Origin of the sequence: Sediminibacterium sp. (genome assembly GCF_019264485.1) — a bacterium.
In the GTDB taxonomy this organism is placed as follows: domain Bacteria; phylum Bacteroidota; class Bacteroidia; order Chitinophagales; family Chitinophagaceae; genus Sediminibacterium.
In genome coordinates this window covers 122,129-146,182 of sequence record NZ_JAHVAA010000002.1, presented here as the reverse complement: position 1 = coordinate 146,182, position 24,054 = coordinate 122,129, and the positions used below count along the sequence as shown (strand labels likewise).

At 40.1% G+C, this 24,054-nt stretch carries 23 protein-coding genes; 11 read left to right on the top strand and 12 right to left on the bottom strand.

What is annotated here, in order from left to right; genetic code table 11:
* Positions 1 to 1,023: RHS repeat-associated core domain-containing protein (locus KXJ59_RS00870; RefSeq protein WP_295200092.1), on the top strand; the 1,023-nt coding region annotated here is incomplete at its 5' end.
* Positions 1,024 to 1,823: 800 nt separating this feature from the next.
* Here the strand turns inward: KXJ59_RS00870 and KXJ59_RS00865 are convergent.
* From KXJ59_RS00865 to KXJ59_RS00855, 3 genes are all read right to left on the bottom strand, one after another.
* The gene (locus KXJ59_RS00865; protein WP_295200090.1) at positions 1,824 to 2,459 is read right to left on the bottom strand and encodes a Pr6Pr family membrane protein; all 636 of its coding nucleotides are present in this window, start codon (positions 2,457 to 2,459) and stop codon (positions 1,824 to 1,826) included.
* Between the two features lie 134 nt (positions 2,460 to 2,593).
* The gene (locus KXJ59_RS00860) at positions 2,594 to 2,920 is read right to left on the bottom strand and encodes a multidrug efflux SMR transporter (RefSeq protein ID WP_295200088.1); all 327 of its coding nucleotides are present in this window, start codon (positions 2,918 to 2,920) and stop codon (positions 2,594 to 2,596) included.
* Between the two features lie 15 nt (positions 2,921 to 2,935).
* A complete protein-coding gene (locus tag KXJ59_RS00855) occupies positions 2,936 to 4,159 on the bottom strand; it encodes a 4-hydroxy-3-methylbut-2-enyl diphosphate reductase (RefSeq protein ID WP_295200086.1) in 1,224 nt (407 codons plus the stop codon).
* 167 nt (positions 4,160 to 4,326) lie between these two features.
* On the opposite strand from KXJ59_RS00855, the gene KXJ59_RS00850 reads away from it, so the two are divergent.
* Both KXJ59_RS00850 and KXJ59_RS00845 read left to right on the top strand, forming a co-directional pair.
* The gene (locus KXJ59_RS00850; protein WP_295200085.1) at positions 4,327 to 5,055 is read left to right on the top strand and encodes a DUF1080 domain-containing protein; all 729 of its coding nucleotides are present in this window, start codon (positions 4,327 to 4,329) and stop codon (positions 5,053 to 5,055) included.
* Between the two features lie 86 nt (positions 5,056 to 5,141).
* The gene (locus tag KXJ59_RS00845) at positions 5,142 to 7,034 is read left to right on the top strand and encodes an ABC-F family ATP-binding cassette domain-containing protein (protein WP_295200083.1); all 1,893 of its coding nucleotides are present in this window, start codon (positions 5,142 to 5,144) and stop codon (positions 7,032 to 7,034) included.
* A 59-nt stretch (positions 7,035 to 7,093) separates the two neighbouring features.
* Here KXJ59_RS00845 and KXJ59_RS00840 read toward each other — a convergent pair whose 3' ends face one another.
* The 3 genes from KXJ59_RS00840 to mqnB form a co-directional block, all read right to left on the bottom strand.
* Entirely contained in the window at positions 7,094 to 8,194 is a 1,101-nt protein-coding gene (locus tag KXJ59_RS00840) for a DNA alkylation repair protein (RefSeq protein ID WP_295200080.1), read from the bottom strand.
* Between the two features lie 61 nt (positions 8,195 to 8,255).
* The gene (locus tag KXJ59_RS00835) at positions 8,256 to 9,092 is read right to left on the bottom strand and encodes a 1,4-dihydroxy-6-naphthoate synthase (protein WP_295200078.1); all 837 of its coding nucleotides are present in this window, start codon (positions 9,090 to 9,092) and stop codon (positions 8,256 to 8,258) included.
* 117 nt (positions 9,093 to 9,209) lie between these two features.
* A complete protein-coding gene (gene mqnB, locus KXJ59_RS00830; protein WP_295200076.1) occupies positions 9,210 to 9,878 on the bottom strand; it encodes a futalosine hydrolase in 669 nt (222 codons plus the stop codon).
* A 203-nt stretch (positions 9,879 to 10,081) separates the two neighbouring features.
* Here mqnB and KXJ59_RS00825 point away from each other — a divergent pair, with 203 nt between their 5' ends.
* The 5 genes from KXJ59_RS00825 to fabD all read left to right on the top strand — a co-directional run bounded on the left by KXJ59_RS00825 (position 10,082) and on the right by fabD (position 14,843).
* Positions 10,082 to 10,489 carry a 6-carboxytetrahydropterin synthase gene (locus tag KXJ59_RS00825; RefSeq protein ID WP_295200073.1) on the top strand — a complete coding sequence of 136 codons (408 nt, stop codon included), beginning with the start codon at positions 10,082 to 10,084 and terminating at the stop codon, positions 10,487 to 10,489.
* A gap of 467 nt (positions 10,490 to 10,956) precedes the next feature.
* The gene (locus KXJ59_RS00820; RefSeq protein WP_295200071.1) at positions 10,957 to 11,367 is read left to right on the top strand and encodes a 6-carboxytetrahydropterin synthase; all 411 of its coding nucleotides are present in this window, start codon (positions 10,957 to 10,959) and stop codon (positions 11,365 to 11,367) included.
* Positions 11,330 to 12,049, top strand: a complete 720-nt coding sequence (gene folE, locus KXJ59_RS00815) for a GTP cyclohydrolase I FolE (protein WP_295200068.1) — start codon at positions 11,330 to 11,332, stop codon at positions 12,047 to 12,049. Before KXJ59_RS00820 ends, folE begins: the two co-directional genes overlap by 38 nt.
* An 87-nt stretch (positions 12,050 to 12,136) precedes the next feature.
* Positions 12,137 to 13,882, top strand: a complete 1,746-nt coding sequence (locus KXJ59_RS00810) for a tetratricopeptide repeat protein (protein ID WP_295200066.1) — start codon at positions 12,137 to 12,139, stop codon at positions 13,880 to 13,882.
* 67 nt (positions 13,883 to 13,949) lie between these two features.
* A complete protein-coding gene (gene fabD / locus KXJ59_RS00805; protein WP_295200063.1) occupies positions 13,950 to 14,843 on the top strand; it encodes an ACP S-malonyltransferase in 894 nt (297 codons plus the stop codon).
* 46 nt (positions 14,844 to 14,889) lie between these two features.
* Here the strand turns inward: fabD and KXJ59_RS00800 are convergent, their stop codons facing one another.
* The 3 genes from KXJ59_RS00800 to KXJ59_RS00790 form a co-directional block, all read right to left on the bottom strand.
* Positions 14,890 to 15,339, bottom strand: coding sequence for a GNAT family N-acetyltransferase (locus KXJ59_RS00800; RefSeq protein WP_295200061.1), 450 nt, complete (start codon positions 15,337 to 15,339; stop codon positions 14,890 to 14,892).
* Positions 15,340 to 15,354: 15 nt separating this feature from the next.
* Positions 15,355 to 17,175, bottom strand: coding sequence for a serine hydrolase (locus KXJ59_RS00795; RefSeq protein ID WP_295200058.1), 1,821 nt, complete (start codon positions 17,173 to 17,175; stop codon positions 15,355 to 15,357).
* Between the two features lie 66 nt (positions 17,176 to 17,241).
* Entirely contained in the window at positions 17,242 to 18,465 is a 1,224-nt protein-coding gene (locus KXJ59_RS00790) for an aminotransferase class I/II-fold pyridoxal phosphate-dependent enzyme (protein WP_295200055.1), read from the bottom strand.
* Between the two features lie 55 nt (positions 18,466 to 18,520).
* Between KXJ59_RS00790 and KXJ59_RS00785 the strand changes: the two genes are divergently transcribed.
* Together KXJ59_RS00785 and KXJ59_RS00780 are read left to right on the top strand one after the other, a co-directional pair.
* Positions 18,521 to 19,024: a DinB family protein gene (locus KXJ59_RS00785; RefSeq protein ID WP_295200053.1), complete on the top strand. Its 504-nt coding sequence runs from the start codon at positions 18,521 to 18,523 to the stop codon at positions 19,022 to 19,024.
* A gap of 107 nt (positions 19,025 to 19,131) precedes the next feature.
* Positions 19,132 to 21,531, top strand: a complete 2,400-nt coding sequence (locus KXJ59_RS00780; RefSeq protein ID WP_295200052.1) for a hypothetical protein — start codon at positions 19,132 to 19,134, stop codon at positions 21,529 to 21,531.
* Between the two features lie 178 nt (positions 21,532 to 21,709).
* Here KXJ59_RS00780 and KXJ59_RS00775 read toward each other — a convergent pair whose 3' ends face one another.
* From KXJ59_RS00775 to KXJ59_RS00765, 3 genes are read right to left on the bottom strand one after another with little or no spacing between them, the layout of a single operon-like run.
* Entirely contained in the window at positions 21,710 to 22,708 is a 999-nt protein-coding gene (locus KXJ59_RS00775) for a beta-ketoacyl-ACP synthase III (RefSeq protein WP_295200050.1), read from the bottom strand.
* Positions 22,701 to 23,132, bottom strand: a complete 432-nt coding sequence (locus tag KXJ59_RS00770) for a PIN domain-containing protein (protein WP_295200048.1) — start codon at positions 23,130 to 23,132, stop codon at positions 22,701 to 22,703. The genes KXJ59_RS00775 and KXJ59_RS00770 overlap by 8 nt, the downstream gene beginning before the upstream one ends.
* A complete protein-coding gene (locus tag KXJ59_RS00765) occupies positions 23,129 to 23,380 on the bottom strand; it encodes a DUF6364 family protein (RefSeq protein WP_295200045.1) in 252 nt (83 codons plus the stop codon). The genes KXJ59_RS00770 and KXJ59_RS00765 overlap by 4 nt, the downstream gene beginning before the upstream one ends.
* A gap of 66 nt (positions 23,381 to 23,446) precedes the next feature.
* On the opposite strand from KXJ59_RS00765, the gene ruvA reads away from it, so the two are divergent.
* A complete protein-coding gene (gene ruvA, locus KXJ59_RS00760; protein ID WP_295200042.1) occupies positions 23,447 to 24,031 on the top strand; it encodes a Holliday junction branch migration protein RuvA in 585 nt (194 codons plus the stop codon).
* The last annotated feature ends 23 nt before the right edge of the window (positions 24,032 to 24,054 follow it).

Genomic DNA, 24,054 nt, shown 5'->3' with positions numbered 1-24,054 from the left:
AATGGTTATCTTTATGTGTACGTAAGTAACCAGACTAATCTGGATGTGTTCTTTGATAATTTACAGCTCGTACATAGTAGGGGGCCATTGTTGGAAGAGACGCATTATTATCCATTTGGGTTGACGATGGCGGGGATTAGTAGTAAGGCTGCTGGGAAGTTGGAGAATAGAAAGAAGTTTAATGCTGGCACAGAATTAAATACAGACTTTAATTTAAACTGGTACGAGACAAATTATAGAAGTTTAGACCCTCAATTAGGAAGATTTTGGCAAATAGATCCTTTAGCTGATGTTGTTGTTGAAAGTTCGCCTTATGTTTTTGCGAATAATAATCCAATAATACTTAATGATCCTCTAGGGTTAATTGCAGATAGCACTGATAAAAAAGGAAATGTGTGGCATGGTTTGCCTGATGTAGTAGTTAAAGCATCGGGAAAAAGCAAGAATCTCAAAGCTGAGAAAAGCCAAAATCCAAATAGTAGTCTATCAATGTTTACTTATCTGATGGGAGCTGCTGATACTTATTATGATATTTACTCACGAAATTATGACCATAAAAATTACACTACTACGAAAGGGAAAATAAAACCATTCCCAATTGATATTAAGCGTATGTCAAAACAAGCCAAAGCTGCTCAATTTCGTTCTTACACTGTTAAAAATGTAGGTTTTGGTATGTCACTTTTGGCTAATTTACTTACTGCAATTCAGGTGCGTGATCAATATCTAAATGGAAATATTAATCCGCTAGACGCATTAGGGTTAACCTTAGGTACAACTGGATTAGCCGCAAATGGTTTGGCGTATTTTGGATTTGCTCCGAAAACCTTGGGTGCAGTGTCTGGGGTTACAGGTGCAGGGGGGATGGTTTTAGGTACTTACCAAAACTGGATGACTACTTTTCAAATTATATATAATACGAAGTTGTATAATAAAAATTCTTATGTTGGTGATTCAAATGCACAGTTTCAAGCTGCAATGGATGAAGCAGCAGCAGCAGCAGCAGGGAATCAATGGTATTAATACAACGATTAATTAAAATAGAGATGTTAAATTTATATTATAGGATATGGTCAGATTGTATTAAGAGAGCTAGATTACAATCTACTAACAAGGAAAGTTGGCAAGTAGGAACTATGATATTTATGACTTTGGCTATGTCAGCAAACTTCATTTTGATTATGACGATTTTAGAAAAATTTGTTTTTCAAACTTATTTCTATAAAATTAATTTCGCTTTTTTGTCTACTCGTATTAATAATTTGTTGGCATATATATTCCTATTTATCCTTCCTTGCATTATTATTAATTATTTTTTGATTTTTAGAAATAAAAGATATGAAAGAATCTTGCATAACTACAAGTACTACAACGGTAAGCTCTTTCTTATCTATTTCCTACTTTCTATGTTCCTGCCAATAATATTGGTATGGGTTCAAATTATTTTTTTCAATAGATAGATTAACATCCTTCAGCAAAGGGGGATTTCCTAAATAAAACGATTTAGAAAAATTAAAAACCACTCCATAAAATGGGGTGGTTTTTTTATGCTCTGCCTAGTCCTAATAAAGGTTGACTGATTTATAATAGGTGAATAAATATAATTATCTAATTCATGCCAGCCATTGTTTTTCCCACGTTTTAATAGCTGACTTCGACTGTTTATGCATTTGCGCAGGTGTAAGCATACTGCAACTGAAGTGAGGCCGACAATTTGTTATAAAGGAAAATAGTTTGGTCTGTTTGTTTTGGAACTTACTTTATGTTTGAAAGGGGGTATTATCATAAGTCTAACTTTTTACATAAAAGAACTAAGTAAAAAACTAATTCCGTTTTAAACGGTTGCCAATTACAATAAATATAATAAACAGTAAAAAAAAGAGTACAGCCACTCCCAAACAATTCAATATAACCTTGCTATAACCAAGTGCATTTACGTCAATGAAAGGATATGGGTAGGAATGAACAATAGTTCCCCTGATCAGGGTATGAATAAGATAAAATAAGGGGTATATCATCCAATAGAAGATCGTGCTGAAAAAAAGTTTCTCTTTCTCTGTAATAAAAAACCAGTAAATCAAAAAATAAGCAGGTGTAACAGTATGTAATAACTCATTGGATATTTTCGCCCAGCCGGTAAAAGTCCAGATACTTCTCAGGCTAACATTATAGATAATACCCACTACTAAAATATAAACGGCAATAGCTGTACTACAGGCATATTTCCTGAAAAACTTACCAATAGCTGCATCTGTAGCAAATACAATTGCACTAAAATAAAGCGCCACCAGCAGATTGGTGAGTATGGTAAAATAACTGAAAAATTTAACCAGTGTACCCGGCACAGATAACCGACTCGTTTGCAGGGTATCATATAACTGAATACCGATACCTGTCCATGCAAACAGGCAACCAATCAGCGCCGTCCACCAGATTTCGGGTTTTATTTTTTGTTGCATATAATCTATACTAAATATACAGATTTGCCTGTTTATAACCGCTGCGTAAACGTTGTTAACTCATGTTCTCAGCGTTAAATAACAAATTAATTCGCCGTAGTAAACATGCGGACAAGGAGTTTTCGCAGAAGCAATTAGTGAGATACAACTTTGAGTCCTACTATAGATGCAATCAGTGTAGTGATGAAAAACAAGCGCCAGAAATCTGCCGGTTCCTTAAAGAAAATAATACCCACAATTACAGTACCAACCGCACCAATACCTGTCCATACAGCATAAGCTGTACCAATAGGTAGTTCCTGTGTGGCTTTAATCAGTAATAACATGCTGATGGTTAAACAAACCACAAAACCCGTGTACCACCAGGCAACGCTCATACCTGTTGCAAGTCTTGCTTTCCCGAGACAGGCGGCAAAACCTACTTCAAATAAACCGGCAATAATGAGTAATACCCAGTTCATATAAATGGTGAATATTTAAGGAATGATATAGGCAGATAACTGCTCTTCTGTCTGGTAAAATGAAGCTAATTTTCTGATAACGTCTTCTACCACCGCATCCGGACAACTGGCGCCACTGGTCATAAGTATGTGTACCTGGTTTTGTTCGGGCAGGTAGTTATGAATGTTGGTCTGTTCTTTTGTCCGCCAGTTACGGTTAAGTATTTCTGTTTTACTCAGGAGTTTATCGGCAGCATCAATAAAATAAGTGGGTAGTTTTTCTTCACATAGTTCAACAAGGTGTGAGGAGTTGCTGCTGTTATAACCACCTATAACAATGGCCAGATCGGCCCTGGTATTGGCCAGCATACCGGTAACGGCTGTCTGGTTATCGTTGGTGGCATAACAGAGTGTATCCCTTGTATCTGCAAAACGATCGGCAATGCTTGCTGCTGTTAGCTTGAAATGACGAATAAAAACAGCTTTCAGGTAATCTGAAATGGCTTGTGTATCTGTTGCCAGTTGAGTGGTCTGGTTAACCACACCAATGCGTTGCAGGTCTTTTTCAATATTAAATCCATCAGAATAACGACCCTTGAACTCCGTATAAAAATCGGCTGTATTTTTTTCTCCGGTAATATATTTTGCGAGTTCAATGGTTTCTGCCATATCATTCACCACCACAGTGGGGGTATGATAAGATGCATGAGAAAATGTGGCCCTGGTTTCTTCATGTTGAGGCTTGCCATGAACCACAATACTGTACCCTTTTTTGGCGATCTGTTCACTACGGTTCCATACTTTTTCTACAAAGGGGCAGGTAGTATTGTATTTTTCTGTAGGAATACCTTTTTCAGTAAGAATAGATTCGATTTCGAGCGTGGTACCAAATGCAGGAATGATTACCACATCATCTTTTGTTAAACTGTCGAAAGCAATCAGTTGTTTACCCTTGGTATCCTGTAAAAACTGTACACCCCTGGCCAGTAAATCAGCATTCACCTGTGGATTATGAATCATTTCACTCAACAGGAAAATGCGTTTGTCGGGGTTTTCTTCAATGGTACGAAAAGCAATTTCTATGGCATTCTCCACACCATAACAAAAACCGAAATGACGCGCCAGATAAATCTGCAGTGGGCCCAGATCAAGCAAAGTGGGCGAAAAATCTTTCTTGAGTTTATCCTCCTCTTTTCTTCTCTGCTTGATGCTCCCGATCAGCGGACTCCTATAGCCAACAGGCACATTGAACTGCTTCATATAGCAAAGATAAGGGATAGCCAATGGCTGATAGTTTATAGCCCATGGTTTTCTGGTTTTACTGAGTAGAAATGGCTCATTCACCCTTTACCATCTGCTATTCGCCATCGACTATCAGCTATTGACTATTTCTCCCTATCTTCCCAAAACCAAACTAACTGTTGCGCATGTCGAACCATATGTTTCTGCAGGCTTGCCTTATCGTAAGCGGAGGTGTAGTAATAGGAGCTGCACCCAAAGAGAAAACCATCTTCACTACAATTGCCAGTAAGCGAGATCAATCGCAAAAAGGCTGGAAAAATTTGTTTAATGGAAAGTCACTGGACGGATGGAGAAATTATCAGAATAAGCTATCCGGGTCATGGTCAGTGAAAGATGGCATATTGTATTGCAAAGGGAATAAAGATGGTAATACACAACATGCCGATCTGATTACCGAAGAGCAGTTTGAAAATTTTGAATTTTCTATTGAATGGAAAATTGCTTCAGGTGCCAATAGCGGTATTTTATACCTGGTATCGGAAGCCTATCCTTCCAGTTTTCATAGCGGACCGGAATATCAGTTGATTGATGACAAAGGATATCCATCTAAACTGGAAGACTGGCAGAAAACCGCCGCCAATTATGCCATGAATACACCTGCAGAAGATGCCACCAAAGCGGCAGGTGAATGGAACCATACACGTATTATAGTTAACCAGGGTAAAGTTCAACACTGGCTCAATGAGAAAAAAGTAGTGGAGTACACTTTATGGGATGAAAACTGGCAGAAGAACAAGGCCAATGGAAAATGGAAAGATATAGCTGCTTATGGCAGCGTAAAATCCGGGCATATTGCCTTGCAGGACCATGGAGGTGAAGCATGGTTCAGGGAAATAAGGATCAGGAGGCTGTGAGAAGTGAGTAGTGAGGAGTCAGTAGTGAAGCAGATTCTTTACTCACTACTGACTCCTCACTACTCACTCCTCCCTATCTTTGCCCCATGCATTACGTGTCTGTTGAGGGGCTTACCAAGAGTTATGGTATCAATCCGCTGTTTAGTAATATTTCTTTTCACATCAATGAAGGCGATAAAATTGCACTGATTGCCAGGAATGGGGTCGGTAAATCTACCCTGTTGCGTATTCTCGCCGGACAAGAGACCGCTGATGAAGGTAAATGCTGGATCAACAAAGAAGTTACAGTAGCCCTCTTTGAACAGGAGCCTTTATTTGATGAAGACCGCTCGGTACTGGAGAATATTTTTCACCTCGAACATCCAATCATAACAGCCATCCGTGCCTATGAGGCAGCGGCTGAATCGGAAGACGGCCACCTGATTGCTGAATCTGTTGTACAAATGGATGAACTGGGTGCCTGGGATTTTGAAGCCAAAGTGAAACAGATTCTGGGTAAACTCAATATACACCACCTGCAAAATCCTGTAAAAAATTTAAGCGGAGGTCAGCGTAAACGGGTGGCATTGGCCAAAACATTGATCGATATTGGGTTTGAGCATAAACACACTTTACTGATGATGGATGAACCCACCAATCACCTCGATGTAGAGATGATTGAGTGGCTGGAACATTACCTGAATGCAGAAAATATCACCCTATTACTGGTAACCCACGACCGCTATTTTTTAGATGCAGTCTGTAATGAAATATGGGAACTGGAACGGGAAAATATGTATGTGTACAAGGGCGACTACGAAAACTATATGGAGAAAAAAGCCGCCCGTATAGACAGTGAACTGGCCAGTATTGACAAGGCCCGCAACCAGTACCGGAAAGAACTGGAATGGATGCGAAAACAACCCAAGGCCCGCACCACCAAAAGCAAGAGCAGACAGGATAATTTTTATGAAGTAGAAGCAAGGGCCAAACAGAAAATAGAAGAAGCCAAACTGCAACTGGATATTAAAATGAGCAGGTTGGGGGGCAAAGTGGTGGAGATGAAAAAAGTATATAAATCCTATGGTGAACTGCCCATCCTCAAAGGGTTTGATTATACTTTTACCAAAGGAGAAAGAATAGGAGTGATTGGGAAGAATGGTGTGGGTAAGTCTACTTTTCTCAATATCATTCAACAACTTGAAACGGCCGACAGTGGTAAAGTCAATATTGGCGACACCGTCATTTTTGGTAACTTCTCTCAACAGGGCTTACAGATAAAAGATGACCTGCGTGTTATTGAATACGTAAAAAGTTTTGCAGAAAGCTTTCCACTGGCCAAGGGTGGAAGTTTAAGTGCTGCCCAGTTTCTTGAGTTGTTCCTGTTCCCACCAGATAAGCAATACACCTATTTATCATCTTTAAGCGGGGGCGAGAAAAAACGCCTGCAATTACTCACCATTCTATTTCGTAATCCGAATTTTCTGGTACTGGATGAACCTACCAATGATCTCGACCTGCCCACACTGGCTGTGCTGGAAAATTTCTTAAGCGATTACCAGGGCTGTGTGATGATTGTTTCGCACGACCGTTATTTTATGGACAGACTGGTAGACCATCTCTTTGTTTTTGAAGGCGAAGGAGAAGTAAGAGATTTTCCCGGAAACTATACACAGTACCGAATCTGGCAGAAAACACAGGAACAGTTAGCTACAGAAGCACCGCCAATAACAGCCGATAAAAAGCAGGAAGAAAACGGGTCGAAAATCAATGAAACTGCGGCCAAGAGGAAAATGAGTTTTAAAGAGAAGAGAGAATTTGAATTGCTGGAAAAAGAATTGCCGGCATTGGAAAAAGAGAAAGAAAAAATTGCCGAACAAATGAGCCGTGGTGAGCTACCCTTCGAAGAAATTTCGAAACTCAGCGACCGTATGACAGCCATTACCCGCGAACTGGAAGAAAAAGAAATGCGTTGGCTCGAACTCAGTGAAATGAACTAACCAATCCTTTTTTTATAGCTCCAGATTTTAATCCGGAGCTATAAAAAAAGGATTAGGGGTTAAGATAACTCAAAAGATAGCGCCTTGCTTTCTTTCCCATTCAGGATGATGGATAATTGATGAATTCCTTTGTAGAAAACACGCGTGGTGATTGGTTTGAAACTTTGTCGCCTTATGACCTTCACTTTTTCCCCGGCTCCTACTATTCTTTCACTGATTTTGAAAACTTTTTTAGAAAGTGTGCCATTACTTTTAAGATAATGTATTGCATACTCCAGACGAAGTGTTTGAGTCTTGCTCCTGCTGTTTTCAACCATGCACTCAAACTGCAGGTATTCACCGATGGATATTGCGGGTGTATTGATTTTGAAATGACTGAGCTTAAAATGGTCAGCAGTAAGTTTATAAAAAGACAGTACCGTTGCATCCCCCGCTTTTAATAAGGTTCTCAGGCCATGTTTGATAATGGCATCTGTTTCTTCTCCGAGTCCTTTCCATTTTTTTGCTATCTGTAGTGCAATGGCAGGATTATCTTTTGAAATATCATTCAGGTTATTGGCCACACTTCTTCTTACCACTTCACAACTATCCTGTCTGAGGTTTTCGAGTATGGGTAAAATAGGGGAAGGGTCTTTTTTGAGCATGGGTAATGCCATAGCCCAGGGTAAACGGGGCCTGCAACCTTCTGTTGCCAGCCTGCGTACATGCCGGTTTTTATGTGTTGACCACTTAAGCATCTGCGGAATCATTCGGTCTTCATAGCGAATGATGAAATGACGGATGGCAAATTCACAGGTAATAAATTGTGTAATTTTTTCCATGGCAGCTACAGAGCGGTTATAGTCGGCCAGGCCATATAAATAAATGTATTCAGGAATAAAAAGGTATTCAATGCTGCTGGCTTTGGGGCCGTGCGCTTTAATCTGTTCCACTAACTCACATAGTAGAGGTGTTGCATCTTTATAGTTTTGAGGAAAGAAACGATGCAATACATGCGCTGTATGCGCCATTCTCTCTTTTAGCTCATACTGTTCAAACGCAGGTGTGAAAATCTGCTGCTGGAATTTCTTTTTGTCAAGAGCGGGAACCGCTTTTTTTAATGTAGCTGAAAATTGCTCATAAAAAGCTGGAGAATATAGGTCTTTCAAAAGCGTACTCATGTATGACTGGTTTATACAGGTTCCTGAAATCTTTATTTGTTAATTGTAAATTCAATCATATTCAGTGAAGGAAAACAGGATGAGCTGAATTTTTATTTTCCGGTGTAATAGTTGCTGAAACTTCCAGTAGTTTTTGTACTGCTGTTTTTCCTGTGGTGCCGAGATCAATGGAAAAGTCATTTACATATAAATCTATATGTTGTTTCATTACCAGCTCACTCATTTCCTGTGCATGTTGTTTCACATAGTTTGTGATATGCGGGTAGTGGGCAAATGCATATTCCACGCTTTTACGGATCAGTTTATCTACCTGTATCGCAATAATATCTGTTAAACGATGATGCGCCACAATACCACCCAACGGTATTGGTAAACGGGTTTGCTCTTCCCAGTAACTGCCGAGATCAGTCAGTTTGCGTAGCCCTTTTTGCTGATAAGTAAAACGGTTCTCATGAATAATAACTCCTGCATCAACCGCTCCGGATAATACCAGGTTTTCTATTTCATGAAATACATGAAACTGTTTATTTAAAGCCTTGGGATAAGCCAGTGAAAAAAGTAAATGTGCCGTTGTGTTTTTACCGGGGATGGCGATGGACAGCTGCTCAATATTTTTTAGCTGAAGTTCAGGGTCTTTTGTAATAAGTAATGGCCCAACGCCATTGCCCAGTGCACCGCCGCTATTCAAAACTGTATACTGATTGAGCACCAGTGGCAATACGCCATAACTGATTTTTGATACATCTAATTTACCCTCTGTGGCCCAATGGTTAAGGGTTTGAACATCTTCCAGTACTACTTCAAAAGAGAGTCCTTCTGTATCTATCTTATGGTTTACCAGTGCGTCAAAAATGAAAGTATCATTCGGACAGGGGGAAAAACCAAGGGAGATTGTCATGATAATTTGATAATTTGGGAATTTGAAAATTTCTCCAAAGGACTCCTACAGAGAAAATTAGGAATATGATTCTGCTTTCTTTTCACTGCTCACTACTCACTGCTCACCACTCACTACTCACTTTACTTTATACAATTTATCAAGGTACTTCAACAATGTATCATTCAATGCCTCCAGCGCTTCTTTCATTTTCCAGTTGGCTTTGTTTCTCTCGCCGATATAATTGGAGATGGCGCGCATCTGAATAAAAGGAATATTGGCTTCACGACATACATAATGCAAAGAGGCACCTTCCATACTTTCAAGATCGGGGTTGTATTTTTTTGTGAGTTGTTCTATCCGTTTTGGATGAGTGGTTATTTCATTTACGGTGATGGAGCTTAGTTCAGGTAGTTTCAACAGGTTATAAGTAGATAGCCAGTGATTGGGCAGCTTTCTTTTTTCAAAAGGGTGATAACTGCTTTTTTCAAGTTTCAGATCGAAAATATCTTTCCATTTACCGTCTTCCTCAACACCCATATCGCCCAGTATTTCTTCTTTTATTAAAACCACTTTACCCAACGGCATTTTCGGATTGAAAGTACCCGCGATACCTATTTGTATAATTAAATCGGGTTTTTCTTCACTTACCAGTCTTGTTAATGATACGGCACTGGCCAGCATACCAACACCTGACTGGTGGAAACGCACTTTCAGGCGCTGACTTTCACCTGTGTAAAGCGTATTGATGTTGAGAAAACCGGGCATCCATTCTCCTACAGTGGCGGCGGTGATGATAACGCGCATTTGGAATCTTTAGGTGAGTAATGAGGCTAAAAGTACAGCTTTTACATAGCTATTTATTCCCCTGTGTAAGCTTTAGGTTCTCATTTACTATATGTACTGCAGACGACTATGCAGTGGATATGCCGGTTGAATATTGTTTTGAATGATAAATACAGACGCAAACCCCTCAACTTTCTTAACTTTGCCAAAATTTTCGTGTTTGCATGGTGTATTTAACGAGGCAGGAGCATTTTAACGCAGCTCATAAACTATTTAATCCCCGCTGGAGCAAAGAACAGAATGAGGCCGTTTTCGGGGTTTGTGCCAATGAAAACTGGCATGGGCATAATTATGACCTTTATGTTACCATTAAGGGGAATCCCGATCCCGATACCGGTTTTTTATATGATGTTAAAAAACTAAGTAAACTGGTCAAAGAGCATGTTATTGATAAGCTGGATCATAAAAACCTCAACCTGGATGTAGATTTCATGAAAGACCAGCTTTGCAGCACCGAAAACCTGGCTATAGCCATCTGGCAACAATTACAACCCCATTTACCACAACAGGTTGAATTACATTGCATTAAGCTGTATGAGACACCCAGGATTTATGTTGAGTACTTTGGGTAAGGGGAATAGTCGATGGTCCATAGTCCATAGACCATAGAAAAACGCCTTACTATGGACCATGGACTATCGACTATGGTCCATGAGCCACTCCATCGTTTAATATTTTTACCTGATTGTCTAAACAAAATAACATCCTTCCTGTTATTAGTATCGTATGTACCTTTGTTATCAGGATGTCTTTGATACCTGAATTTGAAAGGATATATATAAATCTATCGTCTATGGACTATAAGCCATGGACTATGGATCAAGAACAGACATTCAAGCGTTGTTATTAATGAACAGGCTCTCGTACGCCAGGCCACTTGATCAGCACACTTCTGAAACAGTGCCCGGCCATTGATAACTGACTCACTTGATTTTAGGATTTTAAACACCTGGGTTGCTGTAGCTGAAGTGTGCGACGCAACGGAAGTTGATCCGGGATCTCTTGCCGGGGTAATAATAATCCGGCATATGAATTGAATATGGAGAAAGTAGCAGTTTTCAGAAAAGAACATTTTAACGCGGCACACCGTTTGCACAATGCTGCCTGGACGGATGAGATGAATAAAAAAGTATTTGGTCTTTGTAATAACCCCAATTACCACGGGCATAATTATGAACTGGAAGTAAAACTGAGTGGAGTACCGAATGCCGAGACGGGTTATGTGTTTGATATGAAATTGCTGAGTGATATAATTCAGGAAGAAGTAATAAAACGATTTGATCATAAAAATTTGAACCTCGATACAGTGGAGTTTGCAACACTCAATCCTACGGCTGAAAATATTGCCATAGTTATTTATCAATTGTTGCGTGCCAAACTGGATAAGGATCTGGATTTAAAAATAAGATTGTATGAAACAGAACGAAACTTTGTTGAATATCCGGCTTAACGGAGAACAGATAGAGCTGAGTGATTTACACATTGATGATATGGGCGATGACCATATAAGCACTTCGGTGGATACACCTATGCGTGAAGATGCATTTGTGAAAACAGATGAGGAAAAAATAGCTGAAATTGAACAGCATTTCCGTTCTATCATGGAGATACTGGGTCTTGATCTTTCAGACGATAGTTTAAAAGGTACACCCCGTCGTGTGGCAAAAATGTATGTAAAAGAAATTTTTCAGGGGTTAAATCCGGCCAACAAACCCGCGATTGCACTATTTGAAAATAAATACAAGTACAATGAAATGCTGGTTGAGAAAAACATTTCATTTTACAGTAATTGTGAACATCATTTTGTGCCCATCATTGGTAAGGCACATGTGGCTTATATCAGCAATGGTAAAGTAATTGGCTTGAGTAAACTGAACAGACTGGTAGAGTATTTTGCCAAACGCCCACAGGTGCAGGAAAGGCTGACCATGCAGATTGGAAAAGAACTGCAGAAAGACCTTGGTACAGAAGATGTAGCCATTGTAATTGATGCCAAACATCTTTGTGTAGCTAGTCGTGGTGTGGAAGATGATACTTCTTCTACTATTACGGCTTTCTATGGCGGCAAGTTTAAGGAAGAGAAAGTGAAAGAAGAATTTTTAAAATACCTGGAGTTGAAAACAGAATTTTAAATCAGCATAAATGATTTATTTGAAAACAGCTTCGGCTGTTTTTTTTATGATAAATACTCAAAACAGGGTATATTATAATCAGGATAAATGGATAATTTTATCGTGAATAATATCCTGATGAAAAGAACTACTTTTTCTACCCTTGTTGTATTTCTCTTTTTCCTCTGGCCATTGCTTTCGCTGTCACAGACTGCCGCAGATTATAATAAAAAGGCCAAAGAGTGTTATGATAAAAAAGATTATGCAGGTGTAATTAGCAATGCAACCATGTCCATTAATTTAACTCCCAGTGGCGAGGCTTACTGGTGGCGTGGTGTGGGTAATTATTATTCAAAAAATTATCAGGTAGCGGCTAGCGATTATACAAAGGCAATTACTTATTATACTTCCGGCACTAAATCATCATTGGCAAGCCTGTATGTGCTGAGAGCAGACTGCTATTTTGAAATGGAAGACTATGAGTCTGCTTTCGAAGATTATGATGAAGCCTTAACGAAGTATGAGTATAGTACAAATAAATTCAAAGTGTATAAAAGTATGGCCCTTTCTGTAGACCGGGCAGGTTACCCGGATGATGCGATTGGCTATTACACAAAAGCTATTGAACAAACCACGAGTAGCACAGAACTTGCTGAACTGTATTTATACCGTGGTGATGCTAAAATGGCGGTTGGAAAATATACTACAAAGGAGATTGTAGCTGATTTTACTTTAGGTATTACTAAAGACAATCAAAATGCTACATTGTATTTCAAAAGAGGAATTTCAAAATACCAGGACAAACAATATACAGAGTCGCTGCCTGACTTTTTAGAAACAATCAGACTGGATCTCAAAAAAACAAATCCGGATTCATTCATACTGAAAAGATTAGCACAATCTTACGGCATATGTGGAGGTATTAAAAATTTCCAGGGAAAACCTGAAGAAGCCAGAGCTGATTATATGACTGCCCTTAAGTATGATACCCGGAACGGTTATATTTATTGGGATCTGGCAAATATGTTCAAGAAAACAACCAGTTATACAGATGTGGTAGATTACTACAAAAAGGGATTAACCTATTTAACCAATACGGATGATCACATTAATTGTTATTTTGATTACTACCTCTACGAACGGATTAAGTTGAGATATGGTCCCGCTATTCAAATACTGAATGATGCGATAAAAACTCATTCTTCTGCAAAAGCATTTTATTGGGCACGGGCATACGTAAATAAGTTAAGAAAAGAATACACAAACTCAATTGCAGACTATGATAAAGCGATAGCAATGTATAAAAAAGATACTTTGTCTTTGGTAGATATTTATATTGAACGATCCAATGTACTGATTAAACAAAATAATGCCAGTGATGCACTAAAAGATATACAGCGTGCTGTGGTACTTAAACCCGGTTTTACAAGTTATTATACACTGGGCCGTTTTTTTAAAACAACGATGAAACAAAATGAGTTGGGTGACGGGAATCTACAGAAAGCCATGCAGATGAGTTTAGCTGAAACCAGAACGAAAGATACGACTGCAGACTATGCATACGCTTCTGCTATGATGGGGGATAAGGCAACTACTGAACGGCTGGTATCTAAACTAATTATTGAGGCAAGTGCAAAAGCGGGTAAACTGGCTGCGGCATTTCATGATGCCGCCTGTATGTACACCATGTTAGGTAATTACACCAAAGCCCTTGAATATTTAGATCAATCACTTGCAGCAGGATATACCGATTTTGATCACCTGGTATTTGATGCTGATCTTGAAGCATTAACGAGCCTGCCAGCTTATAAAGCCATACTCACTAAATACAAGGTACCTGTACCAATATTATAAGATTGGCGAAAATAAATTTGGGATATCGGCAGGATTAGGTTTTTTTGCGGTTACTAAAACCTCAACAATGAATAAACATGCCTATATATTCCCGGGTCAGGGATCTCAGTTCAGTGGAATGGGTAAGAGTCTTTACGACAACAATGCTTCTGCCAAAAAACTGTTTGAAAATGCCAATGAAATTCTGGGTTTCCGTATCAGTGACATCATGTTCGGTGGTACTGATGAAGAGTTAAAGCAAACCAGTGTAACACAGCCCGCGGTTTTTCTTCATTCAGTAGTAGCTTATAGAACCATCGAAGGAGCCACCCCCCACATGGTAGCAGGTCATTCATTAGGCGAATTCTCTGCACTGGTGGCCAATAATACATTGAGTTTTGAAGATGCATTACAGTTGGTAAGCATTCGTGCAAAAGCCATGCAAAAAGCCTGCGAGCTGGTACCTTCTACTATGGCAGCCGTACTCGCGCTGGATGATGCTAAAGTAGAAGAGATATGCGCGGCCGTACAGGCAGAGACAGGGGAAGTGGTAGTGCCTGCAAATTATAATTGTCCGGGCCAACTGGTAATTAGTGGTTCAGTAAAAGGAATTGAAATAGCTTGTGAAAGAATGAAAGCCGCTGGTGCCAAACGCGCATTGGTATTACCGGTGGGAGGTGCTTTTCATAGTCCGTTAATGGCACCGGCACGTGAAGAACTGGCTGCAGCCATTGAGGCCACCAGTTTTCACCATCCTAATTGTCCTGTGTACCAGAATGTGGTAGCTACAGCCGTTACAGAGCCTGATATGATTAAACAAAACCTGATTAACCAGTTAACAGGTGCCGTAAGATGGACGCAAAGTGTACAATCAATGGTTGCCGATGGTGCCAGCCATTTTACAGAAGCCGGCCCCGGTAAAGTTTTACAGGGACTGGTACAGAAAATTCATAAGGAAGCGGTGGTGGAAGGGGTGAGTTAATAGTCGATAGTTAATAGTCCATAGTCGATGGTCCATGGACTATGGACTAAAAATCTAAGATACCATTCACCCATTCGGGGTCGAGGGTGGCGTTGTATTTTTTGTAGAAATTTATGGCAGGTTCATTCCATTCGAGTACCTGCCATACCATTCGCTTGAAACCTTTTTCTTTTGCTTCTTCAATAATCCGGTCGAACAATAATTTACCCGCACCCTTACCTCTCAGTTTTTCGGTAACGAGAAAATCTTCAAGATAGAGGCATTGTCCTTTCCAGGTGCTGTAACGGATATAATAAAGTGCAAAGCCTTCCACATTCCCATCAATTTCTGCTACAAAAGCCCACCACACAGGGTTATCGCCAAAACCGCTTTCTTCAAAATGCTTGAGGGTTACGGTTACTTCCTGTGGAGCTTTTTCATAGTCTGCCAGTTCCTGTATCAGTTCCAGCAATCTTTTGCAATCGTTTCTTTCAGCTCTTCTGATATGAATGTTCATATGGATATCGGTAGATTATTTTTTTCTTTTTGCAGCAAAGTTCCCATTGGGTTGCTGAAATATGAGTTGGGTTACTTCTTTATCTTTTATTTCAAACTGTACATAATAACCAGACAATATTTTTAATGCAAACCTGTCGTTACCCAAAGCAGACATTTCATATTCAGGTTGTCCGGGTACCAGTGTAAACAGTGTATTGTTTTTTACAGATACTTTCACAATCGCACCACCTAATTCATAATCACCTGCGTATTGCTGAAGATCATTTGCATTGGTTTTAATGGTTCTAGGTGATCTGGAAAATTTCAACGCGTCGAGTGTGGGTTCGAGTTTGAGACTGAGTGAATTAATATCACCTGTTTCATTCATAAAAAACTGAAAGCGAAGCGGACTGCTTCCTGATGTATCTGGTTTGCCTGTTTTTTCAACATTATAGGGCTGGAAAATATCGTAATGGTAATGTTTTAACCAGGCCGGATCATTCTGGTATATATGAACAAAGAGTGAGTCGTTCTGCACTACTACTTCGAGTTTACCATATCCCGGATGTGTGTATACGCCTTCATACGCTTTTAATGCATGAGAAGGTTTGGTATTTTTTTGTTGATTGGAACTAACTGTTTTCTCAGCTGCTTTTGCTGCTTCTTTTGATTTTTTGTTGGCATCTACTACATCCTTATTCCAGTCGAAATAAGGGAGATTTAATAAACGGTCGGCAATCAGGTTACGAACGGTAGATGTAACAGAAGAGGCATTCTGATTGGTGAGTACCACAATACCAATACTGTCGGTAGGGAAGAAAGAAGTGCTGGCCGAAAAACCATCAATATTACCACCATGTTCTACCCTGTAATGACCTTTATAAGATGTTAATGACCAGGCAAATCCATAATTGGCAGCAAATACATCGGGGCGTTCTTTTGATGGAAGACCAGATCCTGAAACCATTTGAGCAGACATGGCATTATTAATAAAGTTAGACGGAATAATTTCCTTCCCTTCATATTTGCCTCCATTGATCCAGGTGATAAGCCATTTGGCCATATCGTTTACACTGCTATTGATACTTCCAGCCGGACCCATGGCATTGATATTGTAATAATCCAGTTTGTCGATGATGCTGTCTTTTTTTATACCATATCCTAAAGAGGCGTCATCAGCTTTCTCCATATCGTTTACGCTGAAATTTGAACGCGTCATGCCAAGTGGCTGGAAAATAGCAGTGCTGATATTTTCTTCCCAGCTTTTACCGGTAATTTTTTCAGTGATCATACCCTGCAGGAGAAACATAAAATTATTATACTGGTATCTTTCACGTAGACCAAATGAAGGCTCCTGGTATTGAATTCTTTGTAAGAGACTGTCTCTGGAATTGGTTTTAAACAGGTACCAGGAATAATCATGACGAGGCAGTCCTGTTCTGTGAGTCATCAGGTCGCGAACGGTAATGAGCCGGTTCATATCATCATTATAAAATTTCAGTGAAGGCAGGTACTCTCTCACAGGTTTGTCGAGTGCTATTTTATTTTCTTTTTGCAGGAGCCCGATCAAGGAGGAAGTAAATGCTTTTGTGCAACTACCGATGGCAAAAAGGGTATTAGCAGTTACCGGCAGTTTCTTTTCATAATCGCGGTAGCCAAATCCTTTTGCATAGATCACTTTATTTTTCTCTACTACGGCTACAGCAAAACCTGCAGCGAGCTGGTCTTTTAATACCCTTTCAAAAGCGGTATCAAGACCGGCAAAACGATCGGTTTGCGGTGGAGTTGATTTCTTTTTTTGTGCTTGGGCCGATAAAGTCAGGCAACAAATGGCCAACAGGAAAAATGATCTCATAGCAGTATATTTAAGAGTATGATATAAATCAGTCTGTTCAGGGCCGATTTTATTACAGGTAGCAGTTTATTTTAATGCCTGCTCCAGGTCATTCATAATGTCTTCAATATTTTCAATACCCACACTCATGCGGATTAACCCGTCTGTAATACCGTATTTAATTCGTTCCTCACGTGGGATGCCGAAATGACTCATACTGGCCGGATGAGATACAAGTGTATCAACCGTTCCCAATGAAATGGCGCGAACACACATCTTTAATTTATTGATAAATTGTTTACCGGCTTCCAAACCACCTTTAAGTTCATAACTCATCACGGCACCCGGTAAACGCATTTGCCGGGCACTTAGTGCATGATCGGGGTGATTGGCCAGACCGGTAAAATTTACATGGGCAATAGCGGGATGTTGTGCAAGGTATTCAGCCACTTTTTGTGCATTGGCGCAATGTCTGTCCATCCTCAGCTCTAATGTTTTCATACCCTGTGCCAGCAGAAAAGCATCAAAAGGATTGCTGTTGCCTCCTAATAATACATGCCATTTCCAGACAGAGGTTCTCATTTTTTCAAGGTCCTTTCCAATCAATACGCCGCCAATGGCCGTGCCATGACCATTCAGGAATTTGGTGGTGGAATGAAATACAAAATCAACGCCATACTTAAATGGCTGCTGCAGGTAAGGGGTGGCGAAAGTGTTGTCAACACTAACGATTAGCCCTTTTGCTTTAGCTATTTTGGTAACGGCATCTAAGTCAACACACTGAATAGTAGGGTTGGCAGGTGTTTCAATATGCACCAGTTTAATATGATGATGTTGTTGTAATGCTTCAGTTACTTTATTCAGGTCGCGCATATCAACAATAATCACTTCTATGCCGGTAGCAGCGAGCACTTTGGTCATCAGTTCCTGGGTACCTCCATACAATGAATAATGTGAGAGTATGGCATCACCCGTTTTCAGGTTGCTTAGAAAAAGTGTGGTCATGGCAGCCTGTCCGCTGGCATGTAGCAAGGCTTTTAACTGGAGTGGTTTTCCGTCTGCATCTTTTAAGCCAAAAGCTTCCAATGCTGCAATGGTTTCTTCCGCAGCAGTGAAAGTTGGGTTACCCCAGCGACTGTAAACCCTGGTTTTATCAGTTCCTGCAAAACGGTTCATACCGTCTTCGGCAGTGTCGAAAGTAAAAGTGGAAGTGGCAAAAATGGGTGTCAGGTGTGCATCTTCTGCATTCTGGTGACCGCAGGCATGCATGGCTACTGAGCTCATGCCGCTGAGTGGAAATTTTTCGGACATTCTTTGTAAATTGTCGATTAAATTAATTTCTTCTTCCTCAAATGTAAGACGAATCATGAAGCAATTACTCCTCTCATATACAGCATATGAGATCTGGGCCAATGAACAGTTGCTGAACCTGGCCGTAGAACTGTCGGCTGAAGAACAAAACAGACCCATAGTAAGCAGTTTCCCCTCTGTGCAAAAGACTTTTCTGCATATGTGGGATGCTGCCAGCGGATGGTGGCAGCGGCTACAGATGCATGAGCAGGTGGTTATGCCCAGTCTTAGTTTTCATCCCGGTATGAAAGATATTGCCAATGGTTTATTACAACAGAACCGCCAATGGCTGGCATTTGTACATGATGCCAGCGAAGAGATATTAACGACTTCTTTACCCTATAATAATACCAGAGGGGATCAGTTTACACAACCGGTGTATGAGATAGTAATCCATCTTTCCAATCATGGTACTTATCATCGCGGACAGGTGGTAACCCAACTCCGGCAATTGGGAATAGAGAAAATTCCGCAAACGGATTATATTTTGTTTACCAGAAAATACGACGGCCAAAAATGAATGTAGAAACTGAAGCCTCTTGCTTTTCTATCCTTTAACATTTGATGTTCAATATTCCTCTGTTTCACTGTTCCTTTCTTTTCTATCTTAGCGCAAAAGAGAACTAGATGAAGCGCATTGTATCTGCTGTGATCACTTTGATGATATTTTTGGCTGTGGAAAAAAGTCATGCACAGTTTGTTGATTCAATTATGGATTCGCATGCTAATTTATTTCCCAAAGAGAAAATGCATATTCATTTCGATAAGCAGTTGTATAACCAGAATGAAACGATCTGGTATAAACTTTACCTGCTTACCGATAATAGTCCAAGCCCACTGAGCAAGAATGTATATGTTGACTGGTATGATACCGAGGGTAAAATGTTGCGGCAAACAGTGGCTCCGATTTTTCAGTCAACAACCAAAGGTTCTTTTGATATACCGGCTACCTATACCGGCGAATTCATCAGGGTCAAAGCATATACAAGATGGATGCTGAATGATGACACCAGTTTTATTTACCAGAAAGATATCCTGATCAATAAAGGAGGTCAGCCTGTAAAAAAACAGGTGGTATTACGTACCAGGTTTGAATTATTTCCTGAAGGGGGGGCTATTGTTGAAGGGTTAGATGAAAAAATTGCATTCAAAGCCACCAACCAGTTCGGGATACCGGTATTGATAAAAGGTGTTTTAATGAATGATAAGAATAAAGTACTGGATACACTGGATGTATTACACGATGGAATGGGGCTTTTCTCCCTCCGTCCATTACCGGGTGAAAAGTATCGCATAGAATGGACAGATGAAAATGGTGTGAAGGGAAGCACACCAATAACGGGTATTCAACAGGAAGGAGTATCACTAAGTGTTATTGGTACCAACGAGAAAGCAATGATACAGGTGCAAAGAACGGCTAACGTAGAGGAGAGCAGTAAACAGCTATTCCTGCTTGTGCACATGAATGAACGCCCGATTTATAAAGTGCAGCTTAAAATGAGTGAGAAAACTGTTATCAATGCCGGCATACCTATTGAGGAATTACAAACTGGTATTCTTCAGTTTTCGCTGTTTACCAGCAACTGGGTACCGCTGGAAGAACGTATACTTTTTGTAAATAACCGGATGCATGAATTTAATACCCGCGTTACCCCCGGAATCATCAACCTTAAAAAAAGAGGTAAAAATATTGTTGAAGTATTTGTTTCAGATACTGCTGTAGCCAATATGTCTGTATCAATTACCGATGCTGAACTTGCAGGGCCGGAACAACATACTATCTTTTCAGATTTCCTGCTGAGTAATCAGTTAAAGGGATATATACATAACCCTGCTTATTATTTGAAAAGCGATGCAGACAGTATTACCAAAAGACTTGATCTTGTTATGATGACCAACGGATGGCGGCGTTTCGACTGGAACAAGATAAAAGCAGCAAAAGAACCTGTTTTACAGTACCAGCCCGAAACAGACTACATGAAATTACAGGGAAAAGTATATGGTATGGAATCAGTTGGCGCCGCATCTGCGCAGTTGAACCTAGTTGTGGTAAATAAAGATAGCAGTGTAAATATGTTTTTTGTACCGGTTCAGAAAGATGGAAGTTTTGAGGAGCCGGGTGGGTTCTTTTTTGATACGGCAAAAGTGTACTATAACCTGAACGATAAAAACAAAATTGCGGGAAGGGTTACACAGGTACAATTAGGTAATGGGCTGTTGAAAAAACAACCGGGAAGTACCATACGTATGGATCAGCAGCCCTATCTGCAAACATGGTCAGACAGTCTTGCATTGATACGGATGAATATGTTTTTGCAGGAAGAAGAAAAGCTGAGAAAAAGTATGGCATCTGCCACTTTGCAGGAAGTGGTGGTAAAAGCCAAGACAAAAAATCCTATGCAGGTACTGGATGAAAAATATGCGTCAGGTCTTTTTTCAGGAGGAGATGCTTATAGCTTTGATCTTACTACAGATAAAACATTGGGTGCATTTGATGTATTGACATACCTGCAGGGTAAGGTTGCCGGTTTGCAGATAACGGGTTCGGGGCAGCAGGTATCATTGAGCTGGCGTGGTGGAACACCTTCGCTGTACCTGAATGAAATGATTTCGAATGTAGATATGGTTCAAACTATTGCCATAACCGATATCGCATATATAAAAGTAATGAGGCCTCCTTTTTTTGGAGCAGCAGGTGGTGGAGCAGGCGGAGCCATTGCTATTTATACTAAAAAGGGAGGTGACGAGCGGAAAACGGATCCTGGCAAAAAAGGTATGGAAACAACAATACTCGCCGGTTATTCAAGGTTCAGGGAATTTTATAATCCGAGTTATGAAAAAGATGCAACTTATGATGCAGATACCAGAAGTACTCTTTACTGGAACCCTTATATTATGACCAATAAAAAAACGCCAAGGTTCAGAATAGAATTCTATAATAATGATTTCTCTAAAAAACTACTGCTTGTACTCGAAGGCATTAATGCTGATGGTAAGATGACAAGAACAGTAAGGTATCTGGAATAAGATCGGAGAAATATTGAATATTGAATTTTGAATGTTGAAGTAGGCTGCAAAAGTTTTGTATTGCTGAATCACTAAAACTATAATCATATATGCTGTTATGCGAGATAACTGCATAACAGCGTATATGATTATAGCACTCATTTTCTTACTCACCATTCACTACTCACTATCCCCCCATTCACTCCCCATCATATCCCCACTTCACCCAGGTAGCGCCCCAGGTAAAGCCACCGCCGAAAGCGGAGAGTACGATATTGTCGCCTTTTTTCAGTTGCTTTTCCCAGTCCCACAAACAAAGTGGCAGCGTGGCGGCTGTGGTATTCCCGTATTTCTGAATATTGATCATTACTTTTTCTTTCGGTAATCCCATCCGGTTGGCTGTTGCATCGATGATACGCAGGTTGGCCTGGTGGGGTACCAGCCAGGCAATATCATCGCCTGTCAGTCCGTTTCTTTCCAGGAGTTCGGCACTAACATCGGCCATACCTTTAACCGCAAATTTGAAAACGGCCTGTCCTTCCTGGTAAGCAAAATGTTCTTTAGCCATAACTGTTTCTACTGTTGCGGGTTTTACCGAACCACCTGCTTTCATGTGTAGATAGTGGCGTCCGCTTCCGTCGCTTCTCAGAATACTGTCGAGAATACCAGACCCATCAGTTGTGGGTTCTAATAAAACAGCGCCTGCCCCGTCGCCAAAAATGATACAGGTGGCGCGATCGGTATAATCTATAATGGCGCTCATTTTATCAACACCTACTACGATTACTTTTTTAAACCTGCCACTTTCAATATACATAGCGCCGGTAGTGAGTGCGTAGAGAAAACCACTGCAGGCGGCACTCATATCATAGCCCCATGCATTGGTGGCACCAAGTTTATCGCAGATGATATTGGCTGTTGCAGGAAAAACCATATCAGGAGTAACCGTTGCACAGATTACACAATCAATCTCTAATGGATCGAGATTTTTCTTACGTAATATTTCCTGAATGGCAGGAACAGCCATATCGCTGCTACCCTTACCAGGTTCTTTCAATATTCTTCTTTCTTCAATACCAGTGCGAGTACGGATCCATTCATCATTGGTATCTACCATTTTCTCAAGGTCGAAATTGGTGAGTTTATCTTCCGGAACATATCCGCCAACTGCGGTGATGGTTGCTGTGAGTTTATTCATGTATAGTCTGATTGAACGTGTCTAAAAATTCTTTTGGTGTTTGTACAAGTAATTGTTTTGTTTTAAAATGTTTAGGGCTTCTTGTAACAATAGTTTGTATATGTTTCACTGCATATGCACATTCTAACTGAATGGCATCTTCAAAATCCGGATGGGTATTATCCAATGCTTTATCTATGACAGAACTATCTACCCCAACCGTTTCAATGAGTTCACGCATATCTTTTATTGCTTGAAAAGCTTTGGCCTTTCCCTTTAATTTTGAGAGCAGATAAAACACGGTTGTATAACTGATGGCAGAACAATACAATTCGATTTGTTTTTCATAGGCCAGTTCCATGATCTCTTCTGCCTCTTTGTCAAAAGGTTGCCGCTCCGCAAAGAAATCGAACAATACATTGGTATCAAGAAAAATCTGTATCATGTATTATATTTCTCCCAAATGGCCTCTGCAATTATTTCTTTATAATCTCTTTCATCCTCTATTTTGAATGCACCATGCCATCTTTTAAGGTGTGGAGGTAACTTAGACTTTTTCTTTTTAGTAGGGTGTGTAATGGCTTTCAGATAAGATTCAACCAATTGTGATACGCTGCGGCCTGTTTTTTGCGCATACTCCTTCGCATCCCTTATTACGGATTCGTCTATGGAAAGTGTGAGCTTAGTTGCCATACGTATACATTTTATACAAAAGTACGTACAATCTGTCAATTTTTACCCCTATTTTTGATACCTGCTATGATCGCTTTTGTAAGAGGAAAATTTGCAATCAAAACCCCTGCCCGTGTGGTAGTGGATGTAAATGGGGTTGGTTACGACCTGCAAATAAGCCTGAATACCTATGCGGCCATCAGTAACGTAGAAAACGGACAATTACACACTTATTTACATATTACCGAAAATGCACAAACATTGTTCGGTTTTGCCGATATTGCAGAAAAAGAACTTTTCCTGCAACTGATCAGCGTATCAGGTGTAGGGGCTTCTACTGCGAGAATGATGTTATCCGGAATGAAACCCGATGAAATCATCAGGGCCATTGTTCAGGGCAACACAAAGCAGTTGGAAGGAATCAAAGGAATAGGAAAAAAATCGGCAGAACGACTGATCGTTGAACTACGCGACAAACTGGGTAAACAAACAATCGGTCAGCCTTTGGGAACCATGAAAATTTCGGGTGTAGATGAAGATGCCATACAGGCATTGATTGCACTGGGAATAGCAAAACCACAGGCCGAAAATGCCATCAAAAAAACCATGTCATCCATACCTGAAGATGCATCACTTGAACTGATCATCAAACAGGCACTCAAAAATTTATAGTCTATCGCATATACTTCTACTTA